The organism is Pseudomonas sp. Irchel s3b5 (genome assembly GCF_900187435.1).
Lineage (GTDB): Bacteria > Pseudomonadota > Gammaproteobacteria > Pseudomonadales > Pseudomonadaceae > Aquipseudomonas.
The window spans coordinates 38729-59098 of the sequence record NZ_FYDY01000018.1 but is presented as its reverse complement, the minus strand read 5'-3'; the positions used below and the strand labels follow the sequence as shown (position 1 = coordinate 59098).

At 58.3% G+C, this 20370-nt stretch carries 16 protein-coding genes and 1 tRNA gene; 3 read left to right on the top strand and 14 right to left on the bottom strand.

Annotation, left to right across the window (positions count from 1 at the left end; translation table 11 throughout):
* Window positions 1–85: 85 nt before the first annotated feature.
* The 6 genes from CKW15_RS18515 to rpsU all read right to left on the bottom strand — a co-directional run bounded on the left by CKW15_RS18515 (window position 86) and on the right by rpsU (window position 9338).
* Window positions 86–394, bottom strand: a complete 309-nt coding sequence (locus tag CKW15_RS18515) for a DUF3077 domain-containing protein (RefSeq protein WP_095060354.1) — start codon at window positions 392–394, stop codon at window positions 86–88.
* A 403-nt stretch (window positions 395–797) separates the two neighbouring features.
* A tRNA-Ile gene (locus tag CKW15_RS18510) sits at window positions 798–874 on the bottom strand.
* Window positions 875–889: 15 nt separating this feature from the next.
* A complete protein-coding gene (locus tag CKW15_RS18505) occupies window positions 890–4636 on the bottom strand; it encodes a bifunctional diguanylate cyclase/phosphodiesterase (RefSeq protein ID WP_095060351.1) in 3747 nt (1248 codons plus the stop codon).
* Between the two features lie 121 nt (window positions 4637–4757).
* Window positions 4758–6605, bottom strand: coding sequence for an RNA polymerase sigma factor RpoD (gene rpoD / locus CKW15_RS18500; protein ID WP_095060349.1), 1848 nt, complete (start codon window positions 6603–6605; stop codon window positions 4758–4760).
* A 67-nt stretch (window positions 6606–6672) separates the two neighbouring features.
* Window positions 6673–8640: a DNA primase gene (dnaG, locus tag CKW15_RS18490; protein ID WP_095152559.1), complete on the bottom strand. Its 1968-nt coding sequence runs from the start codon at window positions 8638–8640 to the stop codon at window positions 6673–6675.
* Between the two features lie 482 nt (window positions 8641–9122).
* A complete protein-coding gene (gene rpsU / locus CKW15_RS18485) occupies window positions 9123–9338 on the bottom strand; it encodes a 30S ribosomal protein S21 (RefSeq protein WP_002551877.1) in 216 nt (71 codons plus the stop codon).
* A gap of 199 nt (window positions 9339–9537) precedes the next feature.
* Between rpsU and tsaD the strand changes: the two genes are divergently transcribed.
* The gene (gene tsaD, locus CKW15_RS18480) at window positions 9538–10563 is read left to right on the top strand and encodes a tRNA (adenosine(37)-N6)-threonylcarbamoyltransferase complex transferase subunit TsaD (protein ID WP_095060345.1); all 1026 of its coding nucleotides are present in this window, start codon (window positions 9538–9540) and stop codon (window positions 10561–10563) included.
* 23 nt (window positions 10564–10586) lie between these two features.
* Here the strand turns inward: tsaD and plsY are convergent, their stop codons facing one another.
* Window positions 10587–11156, bottom strand: a complete 570-nt coding sequence (gene plsY, locus CKW15_RS18475) for a glycerol-3-phosphate 1-O-acyltransferase PlsY (protein WP_095060343.1) — start codon at window positions 11154–11156, stop codon at window positions 10587–10589.
* Between the two features lie 74 nt (window positions 11157–11230).
* On the opposite strand from plsY, the gene folB reads away from it, so the two are divergent.
* Window positions 11231–11587: a dihydroneopterin aldolase gene (gene folB, locus CKW15_RS18470; protein ID WP_095060341.1), complete on the top strand. Its 357-nt coding sequence runs from the start codon at window positions 11231–11233 to the stop codon at window positions 11585–11587.
* Complete coding sequence (gene folK / locus CKW15_RS18465; protein ID WP_095060339.1) at window positions 11578–12096, top strand: 2-amino-4-hydroxy-6-hydroxymethyldihydropteridine diphosphokinase; 519 nt, start codon at window positions 11578–11580, stop codon at window positions 12094–12096. Before folB ends, folK begins: the two co-directional genes overlap by 10 nt.
* A gap of 87 nt (window positions 12097–12183) precedes the next feature.
* On the opposite strand, the gene CKW15_RS18460 is transcribed toward folK, so the two are convergent.
* The 7 genes from CKW15_RS18460 to apaG all read right to left on the bottom strand — a co-directional run bounded on the left by CKW15_RS18460 (window position 12184) and on the right by apaG (window position 20346).
* A complete protein-coding gene (locus CKW15_RS18460; protein ID WP_095060337.1) occupies window positions 12184–13407 on the bottom strand; it encodes a multifunctional CCA addition/repair protein in 1224 nt (407 codons plus the stop codon).
* 63 nt (window positions 13408–13470) lie between these two features.
* A complete protein-coding gene (locus tag CKW15_RS18455) occupies window positions 13471–15033 on the bottom strand; it encodes a SpoVR family protein (RefSeq protein ID WP_095060335.1) in 1563 nt (520 codons plus the stop codon).
* Window positions 15030–16301, bottom strand: a complete 1272-nt coding sequence (locus CKW15_RS18450; RefSeq protein WP_007947798.1) for a YeaH/YhbH family protein — start codon at window positions 16299–16301, stop codon at window positions 15030–15032. Before CKW15_RS18450 ends, CKW15_RS18455 begins: the two co-directional genes overlap by 4 nt.
* Before the next feature lie 200 nt (window positions 16302–16501).
* A complete protein-coding gene (locus CKW15_RS18445; RefSeq protein WP_053162938.1) occupies window positions 16502–18424 on the bottom strand; it encodes a PrkA family serine protein kinase in 1923 nt (640 codons plus the stop codon).
* Window positions 18425–18721: 297 nt separating this feature from the next.
* Window positions 18722–19051, bottom strand: a complete 330-nt coding sequence (glpE, locus tag CKW15_RS18440; RefSeq protein ID WP_095060333.1) for a thiosulfate sulfurtransferase GlpE — start codon at window positions 19049–19051, stop codon at window positions 18722–18724.
* Window positions 19052–19084: 33 nt separating this feature from the next.
* A complete protein-coding gene (locus CKW15_RS18435; protein ID WP_095060331.1) occupies window positions 19085–19966 on the bottom strand; it encodes a symmetrical bis(5'-nucleosyl)-tetraphosphatase in 882 nt (293 codons plus the stop codon).
* Complete coding sequence (gene apaG / locus CKW15_RS18430) at window positions 19966–20346, bottom strand: Co2+/Mg2+ efflux protein ApaG (protein WP_095060330.1); 381 nt, start codon at window positions 20344–20346, stop codon at window positions 19966–19968. Before apaG ends, CKW15_RS18435 begins: the two co-directional genes overlap by 1 nt.
* Window positions 20347–20370: the final 24 nt, after the last annotated feature.

Here is a 20370-nt window from a genome sequence, read left to right as displayed (position 1 = left end):
CTGAAGAACCGAAGCATCTGGCGCTAATCAGTCCCAAAAAGGGAACGCTCGGTCCCTGTTTGGGAATTTTCAGGCTCTGTTTGTTTTACTGATCTGCCTGCGCTCTCGTTTGCGCCGGTTTGCGCGTCAGCACCTTCACCACATCATCAATCACCGCTTTGCTCATCGTCGTCAGGTAATGCGCGGCCCAGGCATGACGGTCGGAGTTTTGAGCGTAGGCGGCGTCCACGGTGAGGGACTTGGCGAGGAACAGCAGGTCGGAGGCTTGGGCCAGAGCGTCGGCGATGGGGACGTCGCGGCAGACGTGGAATAGTGGTTGGTCCGAGAGATACAGAAAGGGGGTGAAGCCGACGGTTTTGAGTTCTGAAGGATCGGACGAGATGGGTTTGCTCATTATGTAACTCCTTAATCCAAGGAGCCGCCACGTTCGTTTCCAAGCGAATGGGTGGCAGCTGTACGCGGGTTGGAAAACCGGGGATCAAGGAAACCGGCACGCCCGAAAGCGTCCCACGCACAGCTGCCATAACACAGCCTCGCAGTCGTAAAAAACGACTGGAGTAGTGGTAGATACTGCTGCGCTTTTGATCCGACGGGTTTCCAAGCCCGATCGCTGAATGGCCAGCGACGTCCGCAGACTATCCCGTCAAAGAAAAGCGCAACAAGGCGGCAAAGTGCCCAAACAGCAGATTCGGAGTTTGCCTACAAGGTCCTAAGGCGTCATCCGATAAAGCGAAACCTTAAGTAAACAAATCTAAACGGCAGACACGAAAAAGCCGCGCATTGCGCGGCTTTGAGTGTGGTGGGCCCACACGGACTTGAACCGTGGACCAAAGGATTATGAGTCCTCTGCTCTAACCAACTGAGCTATAGGCCCTCAGTAGGTCGCGGATTATAGCGACGGTTTCACGGCTGTGCCATCCGAAAAAGCCTTTACGTTTGTACGAAGAAACGTCGCAGCAAATTCCTCGGGGGGCAGGGGCAGGCTGACGATGTAGCCCTGGATCTGTTCGCAGCCTTCGGCGGCGAGGAATTGTTGCTGTGCCTGGGTCTCGACTCCTTCGGCGATGACGGTGAATTGCATGCTTCGTCCGAGGGCGATTATGGCTCGCACAATGGCCGCGTCGTGTGGGTCGTCGGGCAGGCCGCGGACGAAAGACTGGTCGATCTTGAGAATGTCCAACGGCAGGCGCTTGAGGTAGCTCAGGGAGGAATAGCCTGTTCCGAAGTCGTCGATGGCCAGTTGGACGCCCAATTGTTTGAGTTGATGCAGCACGGCCAAGGCCTCTTCGGCCTGGCTCATGATGAAGTTTTCGGTAATTTCCAGTTGCAGAATACCGGGGTTGAGGCCGTTGTCCTTGAGCAGTTGTTCGATTCGGCCCAGCAGGTTCGGCTGACGCAGTTGAGCCCCGGCGAGGTTGACCGAGAGCGGACCGAGGCCTTCGTACAGCTGGTGCCACTCGCGTATCTGGCGGCAGGCGGTTTCGAGGACCCAGTCGCCGATTTGCAGGATCATGCCGTTTTCTTCGGCCAACGGAATGAAGTGCTCTCGCGGCACGTCACCAAAGGTCGGGTGGTGCCAGCGGATCAAGGCTTCGGCACCGACCAGGCGGTAGTCATCGAGGCTGATTTTTGGTTGGTAGTACAGGTGCAGTTCGTTGCGTTCGATGGCGCGGCGAAGTTCGTGTTCCAGGGCCACACGCTCGCTGGCCTGGGCCGTGAGGTCGCGGGTATAGCTTTCTACGCGGTTGCGGCCCTTGGCCTTGGAGCGATACATCGCCGCGTCCGCATTCTTGATCAGCGTGGCGACGTCGCTGCCATCCTTCGGATAGAGGCTGGTGCCGATGCTGGCGCTGATGAAAAACTCATGCTCGCCGGCCTGGAAGGGCGCCGAGAAGCAGTTGAGCAGTTTGGTGGCGATGTTGTCGGCATCGGTGGGTTGTTGCAGGCCGGGCAGCAGGATGATGAACTCGTCCCCGCCCAGGCGCGCCACGGTATCGATATCACGAAGTTGCTCCTTGAGGCGTATGGCGATGCCTTTGAGCAGCAAGTCGCCGACCGGATGGCCAAGGCTGTCGTTGATATGCTTGAAGCGGTCAAGGTCGAGAAACAACACGGCGCCCTGGCCGCCATTTTCCTGCTGATTATTGAGTGCGGTCAGCAATCGGCTTTCAAACAATGTGCGGTTGGGCAGGCCGGTCAGCGGATCATGGTGTGCCTGGTAGTCGAGTTTGGCCTGGGCGTGCTTGAGGCTGGAAATGTCGGCAAACACCGCGACAAAGTGAGTGATTAATTTGTCCCGGTTACGCACGGAGCTGATGGTTAACCAGCTCGGATAGAGTTCGCCGTTTTTGCGCCGGTTGGAAATCTCGCCTTGCCAGTGTCCCTCGGCGGTCAGTTGGTGCCACATGGCCGCGTAGAACGCGCTGTCGTGCAGGCCTGAGGCAAGCAGGCGCGGCGTATGGCCCAAGGCCTCGCTTTCGCTGTAGCCGGTGATTTCAGTGAACGCCCGGTTGACCGCGCTGATGTGCTGCTGGGTGTCGGTGATTAATACACCTTCCGCGGTGCTCTCGAATACGGTCGCGGCCTGTTGCAGTTTTTCCTGCATCAGGTGCCGCTCGGTGATGTCCCGGGCGATGGTCAACATGCAGTCTTCATCGCCGATCGGCAGCGGCCGGCTGGACACTTCGCAAAGCCGGATCTGCCCGTCGCTGCGGCGGATGTGGCAGCTGAAGTCGCGGACGAAGCCATCACGATGCAACAGGTCGAGCATTTGTTTGCGTTCGTTGAGGTTGACCCAGATCCCCAAATCCAGCGCCGAACGATCCACCGACATGGCGCTGTTGAACCCGGTGATGCGGCTGAAACCCTCGTTGACCTCCAGTAGCAGGCCATCGCTTTGCCGCGACAGCAATAAACCGTCGGGCGAGGCGTGGAAGGCCTTGGCGAATTTTTCTTCGGACGTTTGCAGCTGTTGCTGGGTTTCCTTGAGCTGAGTGATGTCACGCACCACGACCACCAGCGCGGGCGTCATGTCGAGATCGAACGGCTCGGCGGAGATCAGGCCGGTAAACACTTGGCCATTGTTGCGACGGAAAGGCATTTCCAGGTTGCGGATGCTGCCGGCCTGCAGCCGCTGCAACAGGCCCGGCCCCACGCCGGGAATACCCCAGATGTTGAGGTCGGTGGCGGTGAGGCCGATGACGTCTTCGGCCCGGAGGCCAATCTGTTCTTCAAACGCTTCGTTGACTTCAAGAAGACAGCCGTCGGAAAGCCGCGCGATCACCAGAATGTCCGGGCATTGCTGGAACACCGAGGCGAATTTCTGCTCCGACAGGCGCAGCGCTTCTTCGGTGCGTTTGGCGTCGCTGATATCGATCATCAGTCCGCGCAGCACTGGCTCATGGCCGTGTTCGATCAGGCTGACGATGTCGCGCACCCACAAGCAACGGCCGTCAGCGGTGATGACCCGGTAATCGAGGGTGTGGTCACGTCCAGCCAGTACTTCGTTGTCGCAGTAGGTCTGGGCGCGGATCAGGTCGGCGGGGTGAATGATGTTGCGCCAGAAGCCCGGGATCAGCCAATGGGCCAAGGGATAACCCAGCAGTTCTTTGGCATGGGGGGACACGTAGCTGTAGGTGAAATCGTCCATCTTCGCTTCCCACGCGATAGCCGACAGGCTCTCCACCAGGCCGCGGTAATGGTATTCGCTAATGCGCAGTTCTTGCTCCAGATCGACCCGGCGGGCAATTTCCGAACTCAAGCGACGGTTGATCCGAATGACCGCCGCCAGCACGAAGGTCAACAACAGCAACCCCGGTAAGCCGTAAATCAGCAGATCGTTCCAGAACGTTCGATGATCGAGGACGTTGCCCACCCAACGTTCCTGGATGGCGCTGATTTCCGCCGGGCTCATGTCTGCCAGGACTTTGTCGAGAATGCCGACCAGAGTTTTGTTGTCGCGGGGTACGCCCATGGCCATCTGATAGCGGTAAGGGGTCTCACCGCTGACATACAGCCCGTCGAGCTTGAGCTGGCGCAGGCTCCAGACGCTGGAGGCCAGATCCCCCACAACGGCGTCTACTTCATCGGTCGCCAATGCCTGCAACGCCGAGCTGACGTTGGGCATCGCCACTAAGTTGAGATCGGGATTGTGTGTGCGCAAGAGTTCGTGGGGCGCGTAGTTCTCCACGACGGCGATTTTCAGCCCGTACAGATCTTCGATTTTGCGCGGTTGCGGGCCTCCGGCATGGGCCAGGATGACAATCGGAAAGTCCAGGTAAGGACGGGTAAAGGACAGAAAAGCCTGGCGTTCGGGCGTCGACATGATGCCGGGCAGCAGGTCCAGCTTGCCCTGTTTGGCTTGCTGTAGGACGACGGACCAACTTACGGGTTCAACGGGTGTGAGCTTTACGGCCAATCGCTGGCGTATCACCTGGATATAGTCGGCAGCCAAGCCCTGATAGCGACCCTGATCGTCGCGAAACTCAAACGGGGGCCATGAGGCATCGACACCCAGGCGCAAGTCCGGATGAGCCGTCAGCCAGCGACGTTCTTCGTCTGTGAGAGTCAGCGCGCCAGCCGTTGCGGTCCAGGTCATCAGCGACAGCAAAAAAAGCACGGTCGGCAATCTGGGCATAACGGTCTCGTTATGGCTCGGGGGAATGCTTCGAGTGTAGACGGGCTATGGGTCGGGAGGCGGAGGCGCGGGGATTTATCTGCACAAAACAAAACCCCCGGCCTGGGCCGGGGGGTTGTGTTTACTCGTCGAGGAAGGAGCGCAAATGCTCGCTTCTCGTCGGGTGGCGCAGCTTGCGCAGCGCCTTGGCTTCGATCTGACGAATCCGTTCACGGGTCACGTCGAACTGCTTACCAACCTCCTCGAGGGTGTGGTCGGTATTCATGTCGATACCGAAACGCATGCGCAATACCTTGGCTTCACGGGCAGTGAGGCCGGACAGTACTTCGCGAGTCGCTTCTTTAAGGCTCTCAACGGTGGCAACATCGATTGGCGACTGCATGGTCGAGTCTTCGATGAAGTCGCCCAGATGGGAGTCTTCGTCATCACCGATCGGGGTTTCCATGGAGATCGGCTCTTTAGCGATCTTCAATACCTTGCGGATTTTGTCCTCAGGCATTTCCATGCGTTCGCCCAGCTCTTCCGGGGTCGGTTCGCGACCCATTTCCTGCAACATCTGGCGGGAAATACGGTTGAGCTTGTTGATCGTTTCGATCATGTGCACCGGAATACGGATGGTGCGGGCCTGGTCGGCGATCGAGCGAGTGATCGCCTGACGGATCCACCAGGTGGCATAAGTCGAGAATTTGTAGCCGCGACGGTATTCAAACTTGTCTACCGCTTTCATCAAACCGATGTTGCCTTCCTGGATCAAATCGAGGAATTGCAGGCCACGGTTGGTGTACTTCTTGGCAATCGAGATCACCAGACGCAAGTTCGCTTCAACCATCTCTTTCTTCGCGCGGCGGGCCTTGGCCTCACCGATCGACATGCGACGGTTGATGTCCTTGATCTCGGCGATCGTCAAGCCGGTCTCGGTTTCCAGCGCGGTCAGCTTCTGCTGGCAACGGACGATGTCCGGTTGCAAGCGACCAATGGCTTCAGCGTATTTGCTTTTGCCTTTGGCCAGAGCGTCGCTCCAGCTTTCGTCAACTTCGTTGCCCGGGAACTGGCGCAGGAAGTCGGCACGCGGCATGCGTGCATCACGAACGCACAGCTGCATGATTGCGCGCTCTTGCTGACGCAGGCGATCCAGGGCACTGCGAACACGCTCGACCAGGCCTTCGAATTGCTTCGGCACCAGTTTGATCGGCATGAACAGCTCGGCCAAGGCCAATAGCTCGGCAATCGTTGCCTTGTTGTTGCGACCGTGCTTTTTCAGCGCCTTGCGGGCGATTTCCATCTGATCGGCGACAGCACCAAAGCGCTGTGCAGCGATGACCGGATCCGGACCGCTTTCGGCTTCTTCTTCGTCATCGGAAGATTCGGCTTCATCGTCGTCGGTGTCGTCATCCGCTTTCACCGCTTTCGCGTCGACCGGTGGCGGCACTTCCGCTGCCGGCGGCGCAATGCCGTCGTCCGGGTCGATATAACCGCTCAGGACGTCAGACAGGCGACCACCTTCGGTGGTAACGCGGGTGTACTCGGAGAGAATATGATCAACCGTGCCAGGGAAGTGCGCGATAGCGCCCATCACTTCACGGATGCCCTCTTCAATACGTTTGGCGATTTCAATTTCGCCTTCACGTGTGAGGAGCTCTACTGTTCCCATTTCGCGCATGTACATGCGCACCGGGTCGGTAGTGCGACCAATGTCGGTCTCGACCGCTGCCAACGCAGCAGCTGCCTCTTCGGCCGCCGCTTCGTCGGTATCGGCGTCGGCCAGCATAAGGGAATCCTTATCTGGCGCAACCTCGAATACGTTGATCCCCATGTCGTTAATCATGCGGATGATGTCTTCCACCTGTTCCGGATCTGAAATATCCTCCGGCAGGTGGTCGTTGACCTCCGCGTAAGTCAGGTAGCCCTGCTCACGACCAAGTGTGATCAACTCTTTGATACGAGACTGCTGTTGCGCTTTTCCGGACATAACACCCTATCCACTGAAGGTCTTGGCGGGCAAAAAACAAGCCGAGGATTATACCTGAGCTATGACCTCACGCGCCAGTTGAGGTCGGGCTTGATGCGGAAACATTGCGACTTAATAGGTCGCGCAGTTGATTTTTCTCGTCGCTGGTCAGTTCGCTTTGACGTGCTTTCCTGAGAAGTTGTTCCAGGTTTCGCTCGCGTTGGCGCGCTGACAAGCTAGTTATGGTGTCAAAAAACTGTTGTTCAAGGTTATCTCCGTCTATCAGCCATTCCTTTTCCGCCAGGGCTCTGAGCAAGCGACCTTGCTCCGTGCCGTGCCAGCGTGCGATCAACTGAATTGAGTTTAGCTTGGGATTCTTTTGCACGGCTTCGAGCAGCGCCACCAGCAATTGCGTGTTGGTGTGGTCCTCGGCGGCAAAGTGCCCGGCGTCCTCGACTTTTTCCGCCAACTGCGGGTGATGCAGCAGCGTGCGCAAGGCGGCGAGGGTTGGCGGCTCTACAGCGGCAGGCACCCGCGGGGCGCGAGGTTGATCGCGATCACCGCCACGTTTGCCATTTTTGTCCCAGGGTTTCTTGTCCCATTTCTTGCCTCCTGCACCAGGTTTCTTCGGCGTCCATTCCTGCTGCGGCACATACATTTCCTGCGCCTGCGGCTGATGATAGTCGCTGTAATCGGGCATCGCGTCGTAATCGATACCCGGATCGTAGGCCGGTGGGGCTTCCTGCGGGGCGCTTTGGGCCAGCTGGCTCACCGCTTCGCCGCTCAGGCCGGTGATTTCGCTCAGGCGCTGACGCATCAGGATGCGCAGGTTGGCCCCGGGGACTTTGTCGATCAGCGGCGCGGCGAGGGTGGCCATGTGGGCCTTGCCTTCGAGCGAGCGCGGGTCGGCTTCTTCCGTCAGTTGCTGGAAAAAATAATCTGCCAATGGCTGCGCGTGCTGGTTGATCCGGGCGCGGAAGGCATCGGTGCCTTCGGAGCGAACCAGCGTATCCGGGTCTTCGCCTTCGGGCAGGAACAGAAAACGGGCACGACGCCCGTCCTGAAGGCTCGGAAGCGTTGCTTCCAGCGCTCGCCAGGCGGCATTGCGGCCTGCCTGGTCGCCGTCGAAGCAAAACAGCACGTTGGGCACGACGCGAAACAATCGCTTCAAGTGCTCTTCGCTGGTGGCGGTGCCCAGTGTCGCGACGGCATTGCGCAGGCCTTGCTGGGCGAGGGCGATGACGTCCATGTAGCCTTCGACGACGATGATTTCGTCGAGGTTGCGGTTGTTCTTGCGCGCTTCATACAGGCCATAGAGTTCCTGACCTTTATGGAAGACCGGGGTTTCCGGGGAGTTCAGGTATTTCGGTTTGTCATCGCCCAGTACCCGGCCACCAAAGGCAATGATGCGGCCGCGGCTGTCGCGGATCGGGAACATCACGCGATCACGAAAGCGATCGTAGCGTTTGCCGGTTTCGGCGTTCTCGATCAGCAAGCCAGCATCGATCATGGCTTTTTGTTGCAGGGTATCGCTGCTCAAGTGCTTGAACAGGTTGTCCCAGCCGGGTGGTGCAAAGCCGAGGCCGAAGTCCCGGGCGATTTCACCGGTCAGCCCGCGACCTTTTAGGTAGTCCACGGCGGCTTTGCGCGATGGATGGCTTTTGAGGGCCTGACGATAGAAATCGGCGGCGGCACTGAGCAGCGGGTACAGCGGCGAATCGGTCGGTTGCCGTGGCTTGTGCGGCCGCCCGCTTTCTTCGCGGGGGATCTCCATGCCGGCCGCTTTGGCCAGTTCTTCGACAGCCTGGACGAAATCCAGGTTGTCGTGGTCCATGATGAAGCCAAGGGCGTTGCCGCCCGCGCCGCAACCGAAGCAGTAATAGAACTGTTTGTCGGGGCTGACGCTGAAAGAGGGTGTTTTTTCTTTATGGAACGGGCAGCAGGCGGTGTGGTTCTTGCCGGCTTTTTTCAGTTGCAGGCGCGAGCTGACCACGTCGACGATGTCGGTGCGGTTCAGAAGGTCGTCAATGAAGCTCTGGGGAATTAGCCCGGCCATGGCGTTCTCGTCATCTGCGCTGATAGGAGCCCGAAACGAAGGGTGACCGAACGCGGGTCATTGTGTGAGGCGCGGAAGATGTGCGGCTCGACCAGTGTCGTCTGCGTATTCGCTGTCGGGAAGTGTATCTGCCGAAAATCCACTGACGTTAGTGCCAATCAGTATTCGACGGTTTGAAAATGTTGCGCTGAATCCGGCTGCGACCAATCAATGGTCTCGGATAGCTCACAATTTGGCACGCATGCAGGTGCCTTGGGCTGATCGTCGTGAGAGGAATCAGTGGGTGTGCTCGTCAGTAGCCTTGAAAGGCTCGTCAGAAAAGACGTGCACCGCTGGCAAAAGAGCCAGGTCTGACGCGGTGAAGCAGATTTGTCTCGGTCGCGTCTGCGGCTTCGACAGTGAAGCATCAAGCGTTTTACGCAAATGCCATAAGCCCGGCTGAGGGCCGGGCTTGGCAGAAGCTTGCTACGATCGTCTGTGTATTAGTACAGACGAACGGCGCGGCGCTGTTCGCGCTGAACTTTCTTGGCGTGACGCTTAACAGCGGCTGCTGCCTTGCGCTTACGCTCAGAAGTTGGCTTCTCGTAAAATTCGCGGCTACGAACTTCAGCCAGTACACCGGCTTTTTCGCAGGAGCGCTTGAAACGACGCAGAGCTACGTCGAAGGGTTCGTTCTCTTTTACTTTGACGGCTGGCATCCAGAGCTACCTTCATTCATTACCGGGGTCAACATCCTCGCGGCAAAAGAGCACTTGAAGACGTCGGTTTTTAAGGGTTGCGGATGTTAACCCCTCATCGCTCGGAATGCAAAGCCTCTGATCGAAAACCGCTGGTCGGGGCATCACGCGACGACTATTATGCGCGCCTTCGAATTCAGCCTAAACAAGGCGCAAACCCATGCTAGTACTGGGATTAGAAACCTCCTGCGACGAAACTGGTGTCGCATTATATGACAGTGAACGCGGCTTGCTGGCCGACGCGCTGTTCAGTCAGATCGACCTGCACCGTGCCTATGGGGGCGTGGTGCCGGAGCTGGCCTCGCGGGACCACGTCAAGCGCATGCTGCCCTTGATTCGTCAGGTGTTGGCCGAGGCGGACTGCGTGCCGACCGAGATCGACGCGATCGCTTATACCGCGGGTCCTGGCCTGGTTGGTGCCTTGTTGGTGGGGGCTTCCTGCGCCCAGGCGCTGGCCTTTGCCTGGGGTATTCCGGCGCTGGGCGTGCACCACATGGAAGGCCATTTACTGGCGCCGATGCTGGAGCCAAAACCGCCGGAATTTCCGTTCGTCGCTTTGTTGGTGTCGGGCGGTCATACGCAGCTGGTTCAGGTCGACGGAATCGGTCAATACACGCTTCTGGGCGAAACCCTGGATGACGCGGCAGGCGAAGCCTTCGACAAGACCGCGAAGATGATGGGTCTCAATTATCCTGGTGGACCGGAGATCGCTCGTCTGGCGGAGCAGGGCGTTGCAGGACGTTTCGTGTTCCCGCGTCCGATGTGCGACCGCCCGGGCCTGGATTTCAGCTTCAGTGGCTTGAAAACCTTCGCTTTGAATACCTGGCAACAGTGCGTCAGCGCCGGGGACGACGGCGAGCAAGCCCGTTGCGACATCTCACTGGCGTTCCAGCAGGCGGTGGTGGAGACTTTGACCATCAAGTGCAAGCGTGCCCTCAAAGCGGCTGGCATGAAGCGTCTGGTGATCGCTGGGGGCGTCAGTGCCAACAAGGCTCTGCGTACTTCATTGGAAAAAATGCTCGGCGACATGAAGGGCGATGTTTTTTATGCTCGCCCTGAGTTTTGTACCGATAATGGCGCGATGATCGCGTTTGCCGGTTGCCAGCGCTTGCAGGCCGGTCAGCAGGAGAGCCTGGCAATCAGCGTGCAGGCGCGTTGGCCGATGGAGCAATTGTCGGCGCTGTGATGAGCGGCGCTCACGTGCGGCATTTAAAAATGCCGTTCGCGCCCGGCAAACAGGTCACGTAGATTACCGCGATGACGCCAGACGATCAGTGCGGTGAGTGCGCTCATGGGTAGCAGCGCTGCCGGCTCTTGCCAGGCCAGCAGCGGCAGGGTCAGCGGTGTGGCGATCAAGGCGGCCAGGGAGCTGGTGCGGGTCAGATAGAACGTCAGCAGCCAGGCGCAGACCGCCAGCAGTGCTGCTGGCGGATACAGGCCCAGCAACATACCGGCAGCAGTGGCGACACCCTTGCCACCGCGAAAACGGAAGTACACCGGGAACAAATGGCCGATGACGGCGCTGACGCCAATCCATGCCTGCTCTTGCAGTGAAAGCCCGGCAATGCTTGCAATCAGTACGGGCAGCAAGCCTTTGCAAAGGTCGCCGAGCAGGGTCAGGATCGCGAGTTTCCTGCCTGCGACGCGCAACATGTTGGTGGCGCCGGCATTGCCCGAACCACTCATTCGCGGATCGGGGTTACCGGTCAGGCGGCTGAGCAAAATGGCAAAGGACAGAGAGCCGAGCAGGTAGGCGAGGATCGCCAATAACCAAAACATGCTAACTATTCCGGGCGAGGACGCCCTGATTCTAACGGCGCATTGCGCCCTTGTCGTGTAGCGGAGAGAAGTGCTTGGACAGAGTGTTTATCGAGGGCCTGGAAGTCGATACGGTGATTGGTGCCTACGACTGGGAGCGAGGCATCCGACAGTGCTTGCGACTTGATCTGAGCTTCGCCTGGGACAATCGCCCGGCCGCTGCCGGCGATGACCTGGCGTTGGCGCTCGACTACGCAAGCGTTTCCTCGCGCATTCAGGCCTTTGCCGAGCAGGCGCAGTTTCAGTTGGTCGAAACCTTTGCCGAGCGTCTGGTTGCAGTGCTGATGAGCGAATTCAAGATCACCTGGATGCGCCTCAAGCTGACCAAGCCCGGTGCGGTCCCGGCTGCCACGGGTGGTGTGGGTGTGGAGATCGAGCGCGGATGTCGCTGACTCAGGTGTACCTCGGGCTCGGTAGCAATATCGAGCGCGAAACCCATTTGCTTGCCGGGCTGGAGGCGTTGTCGGGGTTTCTGGCGGACATTCATTGTTCGCCGGTTTTCGAAAGCCAGCCAGTCGGGATCAAGAGCGGGCCGTTCTTCAATTTTGTGGTATCGGCTTACACCGATCTGCCACTGATGGAACTGGATCGTCGGCTAAAGTTTATCGAGGCGGATAACGGTCGTTATGCGCCTGATCGCCGGGGTTTGCCGCTGGATATCGACGTGTTGCTGTTCGGTGATCTGGTGGGGAATTTTGACGGTTTGATCTTGCCGCGGGCAGAAATTCTGAAAAATGCGTTCGTTCTGTGGCCGTTGTCTTTGATTGCGCCGGATCGTGTACATCCCGGAGTAGGCAAAAGTTTTTCCAGGCTGTGGGATGAATCGCAGATTGATCAGGTGTTGGCGCCGGTGGCTTTCGAGTGGCGTGGTGAGCAACTGACACCCTCTAATTTACTGTAATGACAAATATCGCAGCCTTCGGCATCTCCTGCATGGATTGATGTGCGTCCTGTAGGAGCTGCCGAAGGCTGCGATCTTTTGATCCGCTTAGGCTTTTTCTTTGTAAGCCTTCAACGCATTGAGCCGCTCGCGCTTGATTGCCTCACCCAGCTCCGGTCCTTTGAAGCCTTTCTCCAGCAGCGGCTGAACCGCGACGCTGCGAGCAGCTGTTGCGGCCCCGCGCAAATAATCCGCCTGTGGATAACTTCTCTCTTCCAGCCCTTTGCGTCCGCGTGCATCCATTTCGCATGCAGCGATGAACTCTTCGAACCGCTGCGGACGACGGTACACGTCGAAGCGTTGCAGTAACTCCAGCAATGTCGACGGCTTGAGCTCTTGGGCGCGATGACCGTGAGTATGATATTCACCCACCAATAGTGCCAATTCCTGGCAATCCCTTGGCGCCTTGAAGCGCTCATTGACCGCTTTGATCAGTTTGAGTCCCTTGAACTCGTGAGCAATGTGCCTGGGCCATTCTTCTTCCGGCGTCAGGCCTTTGCCCAGGTCGTGCAGCAGGCAGGCCCAGCGCACGGTCAGCGGTTGTTGGTGCTTTGCGGCTTGTTCCAGCACGCTCAGGGTGTGTGCGCCGGTATCGATTTCCGGATGGTGAGCTTCCGGTTGCGGTACGCCGAACAGTGCATCGACCTCTGGCATCAAGACGTTCAGTGCGCCGCACGCACGCAGAACTTCGATGAACACCTGAGGCTGTTTTTCCATCAGTGCGCGGGATATTTCTTTCCAGCTCCGCTCTGCCGTCAGCGCCTCCAGTTCGCCTGACTCACTGAGTTGGCGCATGAGGTCCAGCGTTTCGGGGGCAACGGTGAAACCAAGCCCCGCATAACGAGCGGCGAAGCGGGCAACACGCAGAACCCTGAGCGGATCTTCGGCAAACGCGGGGGAAACGTGGCGAAGAATACGTGCTTCAAGATCGCGTTGACCGTGATAAGGGTCGGTCAGGTTCTGCTGATCGTCCTCGGCCATGGCATTGATGGTCAGGTCGCGGCGAATCAGGTCTTCTTCGAGGGTGACTTCAGGGCTGGCGTGGAACGTGAACCCGCCGTAACCGCGTCCGCTTTTGCGTTCGGTCCGGGCGAGGGCGTATTCCTCACCGGTTTTGGGATGAAGAAACACTGGGAAATCCGCTCCCACCGGGCGAAAGCCCTTGGCGAGCATCTCTTCGGTAGTGGCACCGACCACGACCCGGTCAATGTCAGTGACCGGTATGCCCAGCAGGCGATCGCGTACTGCACCGCCGACTTTATAGATCCGCATAAAAAACCTCCGTTAGCTCGACAGGATAACCGTTGCGTCGAGCTTTCGGAGGCTGGTACAGGATCAAAGATGAATGACAGCCAGATCCAGCCGTCCGTAATCGCCTTCGCTGTGCTCGTTCCTGGGGGGGACATGGTGGGTTTTCATCACTTGGTCCCCTTGCAAGGTTTCCAGGTGAATATCGAAACCCCAGAGGCGGTGCAAGTGCTTGAGCACCTCCTCGGTGGACTCTCCCAGCGGTTTGCGGTCGTGTTGTTGATGGCGCAAGGTCAGGGACCGGTCGCCGCGCCGGTCGATGCTGTAAATCTGCACATTGGGTTCGCGATTGCCCAGATTGTACTGCGCCGCGAGGGTTTCGCGGATGATGCGGTAGCCGCCCTCGTCGTGAATGGCGGGCACCAGCAGATCGTCCTTCTGGTCGTCATCGAGAATGCTGAACAGCTTCAGATCGCGGATCACCTTGGGCGACAGGTACTGCAGGATGAAACTCTCGTCCTTGAAGCTGCTCATGGCGAACTTGATGGCTGCCAGCCAGTCGGTACCGGCGATGTCCGGGAACCAGCGGTAATCTTCTTCCGTAGGTTCTTCGCACATGCGACGGATGTCGCGGTACATGGCAAACCCCAAAGCGTAGGGGTTGATGCCGCTGTAGTAAGGGCTGTCGAAACCAGGCTGGAACACCACGCTGGTGTGGGACGTCAGGAACTCCATCATGAAGCCGTCGGTCACCAGGCCTTCGTCGTACAGGTCGTTCATCAGGGTGTAGTGCCAGAACGTGGCCCAGCCCTCGTTCATCACCTGAGTCTGGCGTTGTGGATAAAAATACTGGGCGATCTTGCGCACGATACGCACGATTTCCCGCTGCCACGGCTCCAGCAGTGGCGCGTGTTTTTCGATGAAGTACAGGATGTTTTCCTGAGGTTCGGCGGGGAAGCGAGCGTTGTCCTTGTCGCTGTACTTGTCCGCGCCCTTGGGAATGGTGCGCCACAGGTCGTTGATTTGTTTCTGCAGGTGTTCTTCCCGGTCTTTCTGGCGGCGACGTTCTTCTTCCGCGGAAATCGGATAAGGGCGCTTGTAGCGGTCAACGCCATAGTTCATCAGCGCGTGGCAGGAATCGAGCAAGTCCTCGACCGCATCGATGCCGTGGCGCTCTTCGCATTGCATGATGTACTGCTTGGCGAACACCAGGTAATCAATGATCGAACTGGCGTCGGTCCAGGTGCGGAACAGGTAATTGCCTTTGAAAAAGCTGTTATGCCCGTAGCAGGCATGGGCCACGACCAACGCCTGCATGCAGATGGTGTTTTCTTCCATCAGGTAGGCGATGCAGGGGTCGGAGTTGATCACAATCTCGTAGGCCAGCCCCATCTGGCCGCGGGAGTAGGATTTTTCGGTGCTGAGGAAGTGTTTGCCGTAGGACCAATGGTGATAGCCCAGCGGCATGCCGACGGAGGCGTAGGCGTCCATCATCTGTTCGGCGGTGATGACTTCGATCTGGTTGGGGTAGGTGTCGAGCGCGTAGCCGGCCGCAATACGGCTGATTTCGCGGTCGTAGGCCTGGATCAGCTCGAACGTCCATTCGGAGCCGGTGGAAATGGGTTGGCGCTTCTGCTCTTTGGCGGTCATGTCACTAACCTGCGCTGGAAGAGTTCACGGAAGACCGGATAGATATCCCCGGCCGAGACCAGTTGTTGCTGGGCAAACGTGTCGGAAAAGGCTTCGGCGATGCGCTCGTACTCGAACCACAAGGCTTGATGTTCGCGCGGGGTTATCTCAACGTAAGTGTAGTACTGCACGAACGGCATGATCTGGTTGATCAGGATGTCGCGGCAGATCGGCGAGTCGTCGTTCCAGTTGTCGCCGTCGGAAGCCTGGGCGGCATAGATGTTCCACTCGTTGCTCGGATAGCGCTCGGCCATGATCTCTTGCATCAGTTTCAGGGCGCTGGACACGATGGTGCCACCGGTTTCCCGGGAGTAGAAAAACTCTTCCTCGTCCACTTCGCGAGCGCTGGTGTGGTGACGGATGAACACGACGTCGATCTTGTCGTAATTACGCTTGAGGAACAGGTACAGCAAGATGAAGAAACGCTTGGCGATGTCCTTGGTCGCCTGGGTCATCGAGCCGGATACGTCCATCAGGCAGAACATCACGGCCTTGGAGCTGGGGTTGGGTTGCTTGATGAGCAGGTTGTACTTGAGGTCGAAGGTGTCAAGAAACGGCACGCGATGGATACGTGCACTGAGTTTTTCGATTTCAGCTTCGATTTTCTGAATATCGCCGAAGTTGTCCGGTTCTTCCTGCTTGAGTCGCAGGAGTTCCTCTTTGGCTTCACGCAGTTTGGCGCGGCTGCTGCCGGACAACGCAATCCGTCGGGCATGGGCTGAGCGCAGGGTACGGATGATGTTGATCCGCGACGGATTGCCTTCGTTGCTGATCCCGGCGCGTACGGTTTTGAAGGTGTCGGTGCCGGTCAGGTTGCGTTTGACCAGGTTTGGCAATTCGAGATCCTCGAACATGAACTCGAGAAACTCCTCCTGAGTGATCTGGAAGACAAACTCGTCCATCCCTTCACCCGAGTTACCGGCCTTACCAGGCCCGCGGCCGCCGCCACCTCCCGGTGGGCGGGCGATATGCTCGCCGCTGGTGAACTCTTTGTTCCCCGGATGCACGACCGTCTGTTTGCCCCCGCGACCGTGGTGAAGCACCGGCTCGTCGATGTCGCGGCCGGGAATGCTGATTTGTTCGCCGTGTTCCATATCGGTAATGGAGCGCCGGCTGACCGCCTCTTCGACAGCCTTTTTGATGTGATCACGGTAACGCCGCAGAAACCGCTGACGGTTCACCGTGCTCTTGTTCTTGCCATTGAGACGTCGGTCGATCACATAGCTCATGACTGCTCCTTAGAAGCTGTCCTGAAAGGGGCGAGCGGTGATGCAGCATCGAACCGGGAGCCGAGGGGTCACGCTCCCCCAAGCGCTTTGGATGCTGCCTGAACTCGCTACCGACTTTCGAACACCTTCCAGAGGCCTGTGTAACAGAAAAAGCGCACACAGGTCTCTGGCTGACGACAACCGGTCTGACCGGCAGCGGGTTATTGTGATTTTCTGACCCGCAGGTACCACTCGGACAGCAGTCGTACCTGTTTGTCGGTGTAGCCCCGCTCGACCATTCGTGTGACGAAGTCGTTGTGTTTCTGCTGGTCCTCTTTGCTGGCCTTGGCATTGAAACTGATGACTGGCAGCAGGTCTTCGGTGTTGGAGAACATTTTCTTCTCGATGACCACCCGCAGTTTCTCGTAGCTGAGCCAGGTCGGGTTCTTGCCGTTGTTGTTGGCGCGGGCACGCAGGACGAAGTTGACGATTTCGTTGCGGAAATCCTTGGGATTGCTGATGCCGGCCGGTTTTTCGATTTTCTCCAGTTCTTCGTTCAGGGCCACACGGTTGAGGATTTCGCCGGTTTCCGGGTCGCGGTATTCCTGGTCCTGGATCCAGAAGTCGGCGTACAGCACGTAACGATCGAAGATGTTCTGACCGTACTCGCTGTAGGACTCGAGGTACGCGGTCTGGATCTCCTTGCCGATGAACTCGATGTAGCGCGGTGCCAGGTATTCCTTGAGGAAGCGTAGATAGCGCTCGCGGGTTTCGGCCTGGAACTGTTCCTGCTCAATCTGTTGTTCCAGCACGTAAAGCAAGTGCACTGGGTTGGCGGCAATTTCGTGCGGGTCGAAGTTGAAGACCTTCGACAGGATCTTGAACGCGAAGCGGGTCGAGAGGCCGTTCATGCCTTCGTCGACACCGGCGTTGTCGCGGTATTCCTGGATCGACTTGGCTTTCGGATCGGTGTCCTTGAGGTTCTCGCCGTCGTACACGCGCATCTTCGAGTAGATGTTGGAGTTTTCCGGCTCCTTGAGGCGCGAGAGTACGGTGAACTGGGCCAGCATCTTCAAAGTGTCGGGAGCGCAGTGGGCCTTGGCCAGTGAGCTGTTGAACAGCAGTTTGTCGTAGATCTTCACTTCGTCACTGACCCGCAGGCAGTACGGCACTTTGACGATGTAGATCCGGTCGATGAACGCTTCGTTGTTCTTGTTGTTACGGAAGGTGTGCCACTCCGATTCGTTGGAGTGCGCGAGCAGGATCCCGGTGAACGGAATCGCGCCGAGGCCTTCGGTACTGTTGTAGTTGCCCTCCTGGGTGGCGGTCAGCAGTGGGTGCAGCACCTTGATCGGTGCCTTGAACATTTCGACGAATTCCATCAGGCCCTGGTTGGCCCGGCACAGTGCGCCCGAGTAGCTGTAGGCGTCGGCGTCGTTCTGTGGGAACTCTTCCAGTTTGCGAATATCGACCTTGCCCACCAGCGCCGAGATGTCCTGGTTATTTTCGTCACCCGGTTCGGTTTTGGCCACGGCGATCTGGTTGAGGATCGACGGGTAAAGCTTCACTACGCGGAACTGACTGATGTCGCCGCCGAATTCAGCCAGGCGCTTGGTCGCCCATGGGGACATGATGGTGTTGAGGTAGCGCCGTGGAATGCCGAAATCTTCCTCGAGGATCGCCCCATCTTCAGTGGAGTTGAACAGACCCAGAGGTGATTCGAACACTGGCGAGCCCTTGATCGCATAGAAGGGCACTTTTTCAATCAGTTGCTTGAGCTTCTCGGCAAGGGAGGATTTACCGCCACCGACAGGGCCGAGCAGGTAAAGAATCTGTTTCTTCTCTTCCAGGCCCTGAGCGGCATGGCGGAAGTACGACACGATCTGGTCGATGCATTCTTCCATCCCATGGAAGTCTTCAAAGGCCGGATAGCGGCGAATGACCTTGTTGGAGAAAATTCGCGACAGTCTCGAGTTGGTCGAGGTGTCGAGCAGTTCCGGTTCACCGATGGCCAACAGCAGACGCTCGGCGGCGGAAACGTAGGCGCTGCGGTCTTTTTTGCACAGTTCCAGATACTCTTGCAGAGAGAGTTCTTCCTGGCGTGTGGACTCGAAGCGTTGTTGGAAGTGGCTAAAGATACTCATGACGTCACCTCGCTCGATACGTGGAGCCGACGCCGGATCATTCAGTCGATGCTGGCAGCAACCGAACAGGCGATCGCTGTTTACCCCCCAGAACTCTCCCGGAGCTGACTGCCCCGAAAGCTACTCCCGATGACCCGCGCGCCGGTGTACCGGCTCTCCCCTGTTTTGGATGGCCTGCGCTTAAGGATAGTTGGGAATTCGGGAGGTAAAGGCGAGATACGTAATTAGTTGTGGCAGACCGTTCGTCTGCCACCGCGCTAGCCCGCGGCTGCCGGGGGCTTGCGTGTTACAAAAAAATTATTCGGAAGTGCCTTGCGACGTTTCCGCAGGATAAGTCGTACGCCACAGCTCAAAACCGCCATCCATGCTGTAGACATCCGAGAAGCCCTGGCTGATCAGATAGGCCGCAGCGCCCTGGCTGGAGTTGCCGTGGTAGCAGACCACCACGGTCGGCGCGTCGAGGTCGGCACCCTGGATGAAGGCGTGCAAGGAGTGGTTGTCCAGATGCTTCGAACCGGCAATGTGCAGGGAGGCAAAAGTCGCGGGGTCACGGACGTCGACCACCACTGCGCCTTGCTCGCGCAGGGCCTGGGCCTGTTCCGGGGGGATACGTTTGAATTCGCTCATGGCGGGCTCCTGTGGCTCGGCTGAATGGGCAGTCTAGCGCGGGGCGCTGGCTGGCGATGTTTCGGGAATGGGGGAGGCGACTGGCGGTGCAGGGTGCCCGTGCTCGTCGCACTTGCAGGACACGCGCTGGCCACTGTCGACGTTCATCAGGGTCAAGGCGCCGCCCCAGACGCAACCGGTATCGAGCGCCAGGATGCACGGCTCATCGATCTTGCCTTCCAGCGCCGCCCAATGACCGAAGATGATCTTCAGGTCCCTGGTCTTGCGTTCTTTGTGCTGGAACCAGGGTTTGTAACCTGGCGGAGCGGTGTCCAGGCCTTCCTTGCTCTTGAGGTCGAGCTTGCCTTCAGCGGTGCAAAAACGCATGCGAGTAAAGTAGTTGGTGATCACTCGCAGGCGTGTCACGCCTTTGAGGTCGTTTTCCCACTTCGCCGGATCGTTGCCGTACATGCCATCGAGATAGGGCGGCAGCAGGTTGTCGTCTCGCAGCGCAGTCTCGACTTCCGCGGCGTACTTCAAGGCTTTGCGCAGCGACCACTGGGGCGGGATGCCGGCATGGACCAAGGCGACTTTGCGCTGTTCGTCGTAGTGCATGAGCTTCTGCTGGCGCAACCATTCAAGCAATTCGGCGCAATCGGGCGCTTCGATGATTTCGCGCAGGGTATCGGACTTCTTCAGGCGCTCAATGTTGCGTCCGGCCGCCAGCAGATGCAGGTCGTGGTTGCCGAGTACGCACACCAGTGATTCACGGATGCCGTAGAGAAAACGCAAGGTTTCCAGCGACTGGGGGCCGCGATTGACCAGGTCGCCCACCAGCCACAGGCGATCCTTTGCAGGATCGAATGCGACTTGCTTGAGCAGGCATTGCAACGCTTCAAGGCAGCCTTGCAGATCGCCGACCGCGTACGTTGCCATCAGTGCAACGACCCCGGCACGGCCAGGCGGAACGGGGCAATGATGGCATCGAATTGCTTACCATCGTCGGCAACCATCTGATACGAACCTTGCATGGTGCCAACCTTGGTGGTCATGACCGTGCCGCTGCTGTAGGTGTGGCTCTTGCCTGCCTCGATCAAAGGTTGCTGACCGACCACGCCGGCACCGCGAACCTCTTCGACGTGCCCGTCACCATCGGTGATCACCCAATGCCGAGACAGCAGCTTGGCGGGCACCAGGCCGTTGTTTTGCACGGTAATGGTGTAGGCGAAGGCAAAACGTTCATGTTCAGGTTGCGATTGTTCTGCCAGATAGCGGGTGACGACGCTGACGTCGACCTGATAACGAGGATCGGACATGCAAGAGGCCTTAAAAACGAAGCG

Coding starts and splice junctions, on each gene's coding strand:
- CKW15_RS18515 (WP_095060354.1), bottom strand. CDS start 394: ATGAGCAAACCCATCTCGTCCGATCCTTCAGAACTCAAAACCGTCGGC.
- CKW15_RS18505 (WP_095060351.1), bottom strand. CDS start 4,636: ATGCCCAGATTGCCGACCGTGCTTTTTTTGCTGTCGCTGATGACCTGG.
- rpoD (WP_095060349.1), bottom strand. CDS start 6,605: ATGTCCGGAAAAGCGCAACAGCAGTCTCGTATCAAAGAGTTGATCACA.
- dnaG (WP_095152559.1), bottom strand. CDS start 8,640: ATGGCCGGGCTAATTCCCCAGAGCTTCATTGACGACCTTCTGAACCGC.
- rpsU (WP_002551877.1), bottom strand. CDS start 9,338: ATGCCAGCCGTCAAAGTAAAAGAGAACGAACCCTTCGACGTAGCTCTG.
- tsaD (WP_095060345.1), top strand. CDS start 9,538: ATGCTAGTACTGGGATTAGAAACCTCCTGCGACGAAACTGGTGTCGCA.
- plsY (WP_095060343.1), bottom strand. CDS start 11,156: ATGTTTTGGTTATTGGCGATCCTCGCCTACCTGCTCGGCTCTCTGTCC.
- folK (WP_095060339.1), top strand. CDS start 11,578: ATGTCGCTGACTCAGGTGTACCTCGGGCTCGGTAGCAATATCGAGCGC.
- CKW15_RS18460 (WP_095060337.1), bottom strand. CDS start 13,407: ATGCGGATCTATAAAGTCGGCGGTGCAGTACGCGATCGCCTGCTGGGC.
- CKW15_RS18455 (WP_095060335.1), bottom strand. CDS start 15,033: ATGACCGCCAAAGAGCAGAAGCGCCAACCCATTTCCACCGGCTCCGAA.
- CKW15_RS18450 (WP_007947798.1), bottom strand. CDS start 16,301: ATGAGCTATGTGATCGACCGACGTCTCAATGGCAAGAACAAGAGCACG.
- CKW15_RS18445 (WP_053162938.1), bottom strand. CDS start 18,424: ATGAGTATCTTTAGCCACTTCCAACAACGCTTCGAGTCCACACGCCAG.
- glpE (WP_095060333.1), bottom strand. CDS start 19,051: ATGAGCGAATTCAAACGTATCCCCCCGGAACAGGCCCAGGCCCTGCGC.
- CKW15_RS18435 (WP_095060331.1), bottom strand. CDS start 19,966: ATGGCAACGTACGCGGTCGGCGATCTGCAAGGCTGCCTTGAAGCGTTG.
- apaG (WP_095060330.1), bottom strand. CDS start 20,346: ATGTCCGATCCTCGTTATCAGGTCGACGTCAGCGTCGTCACCCGCTAT.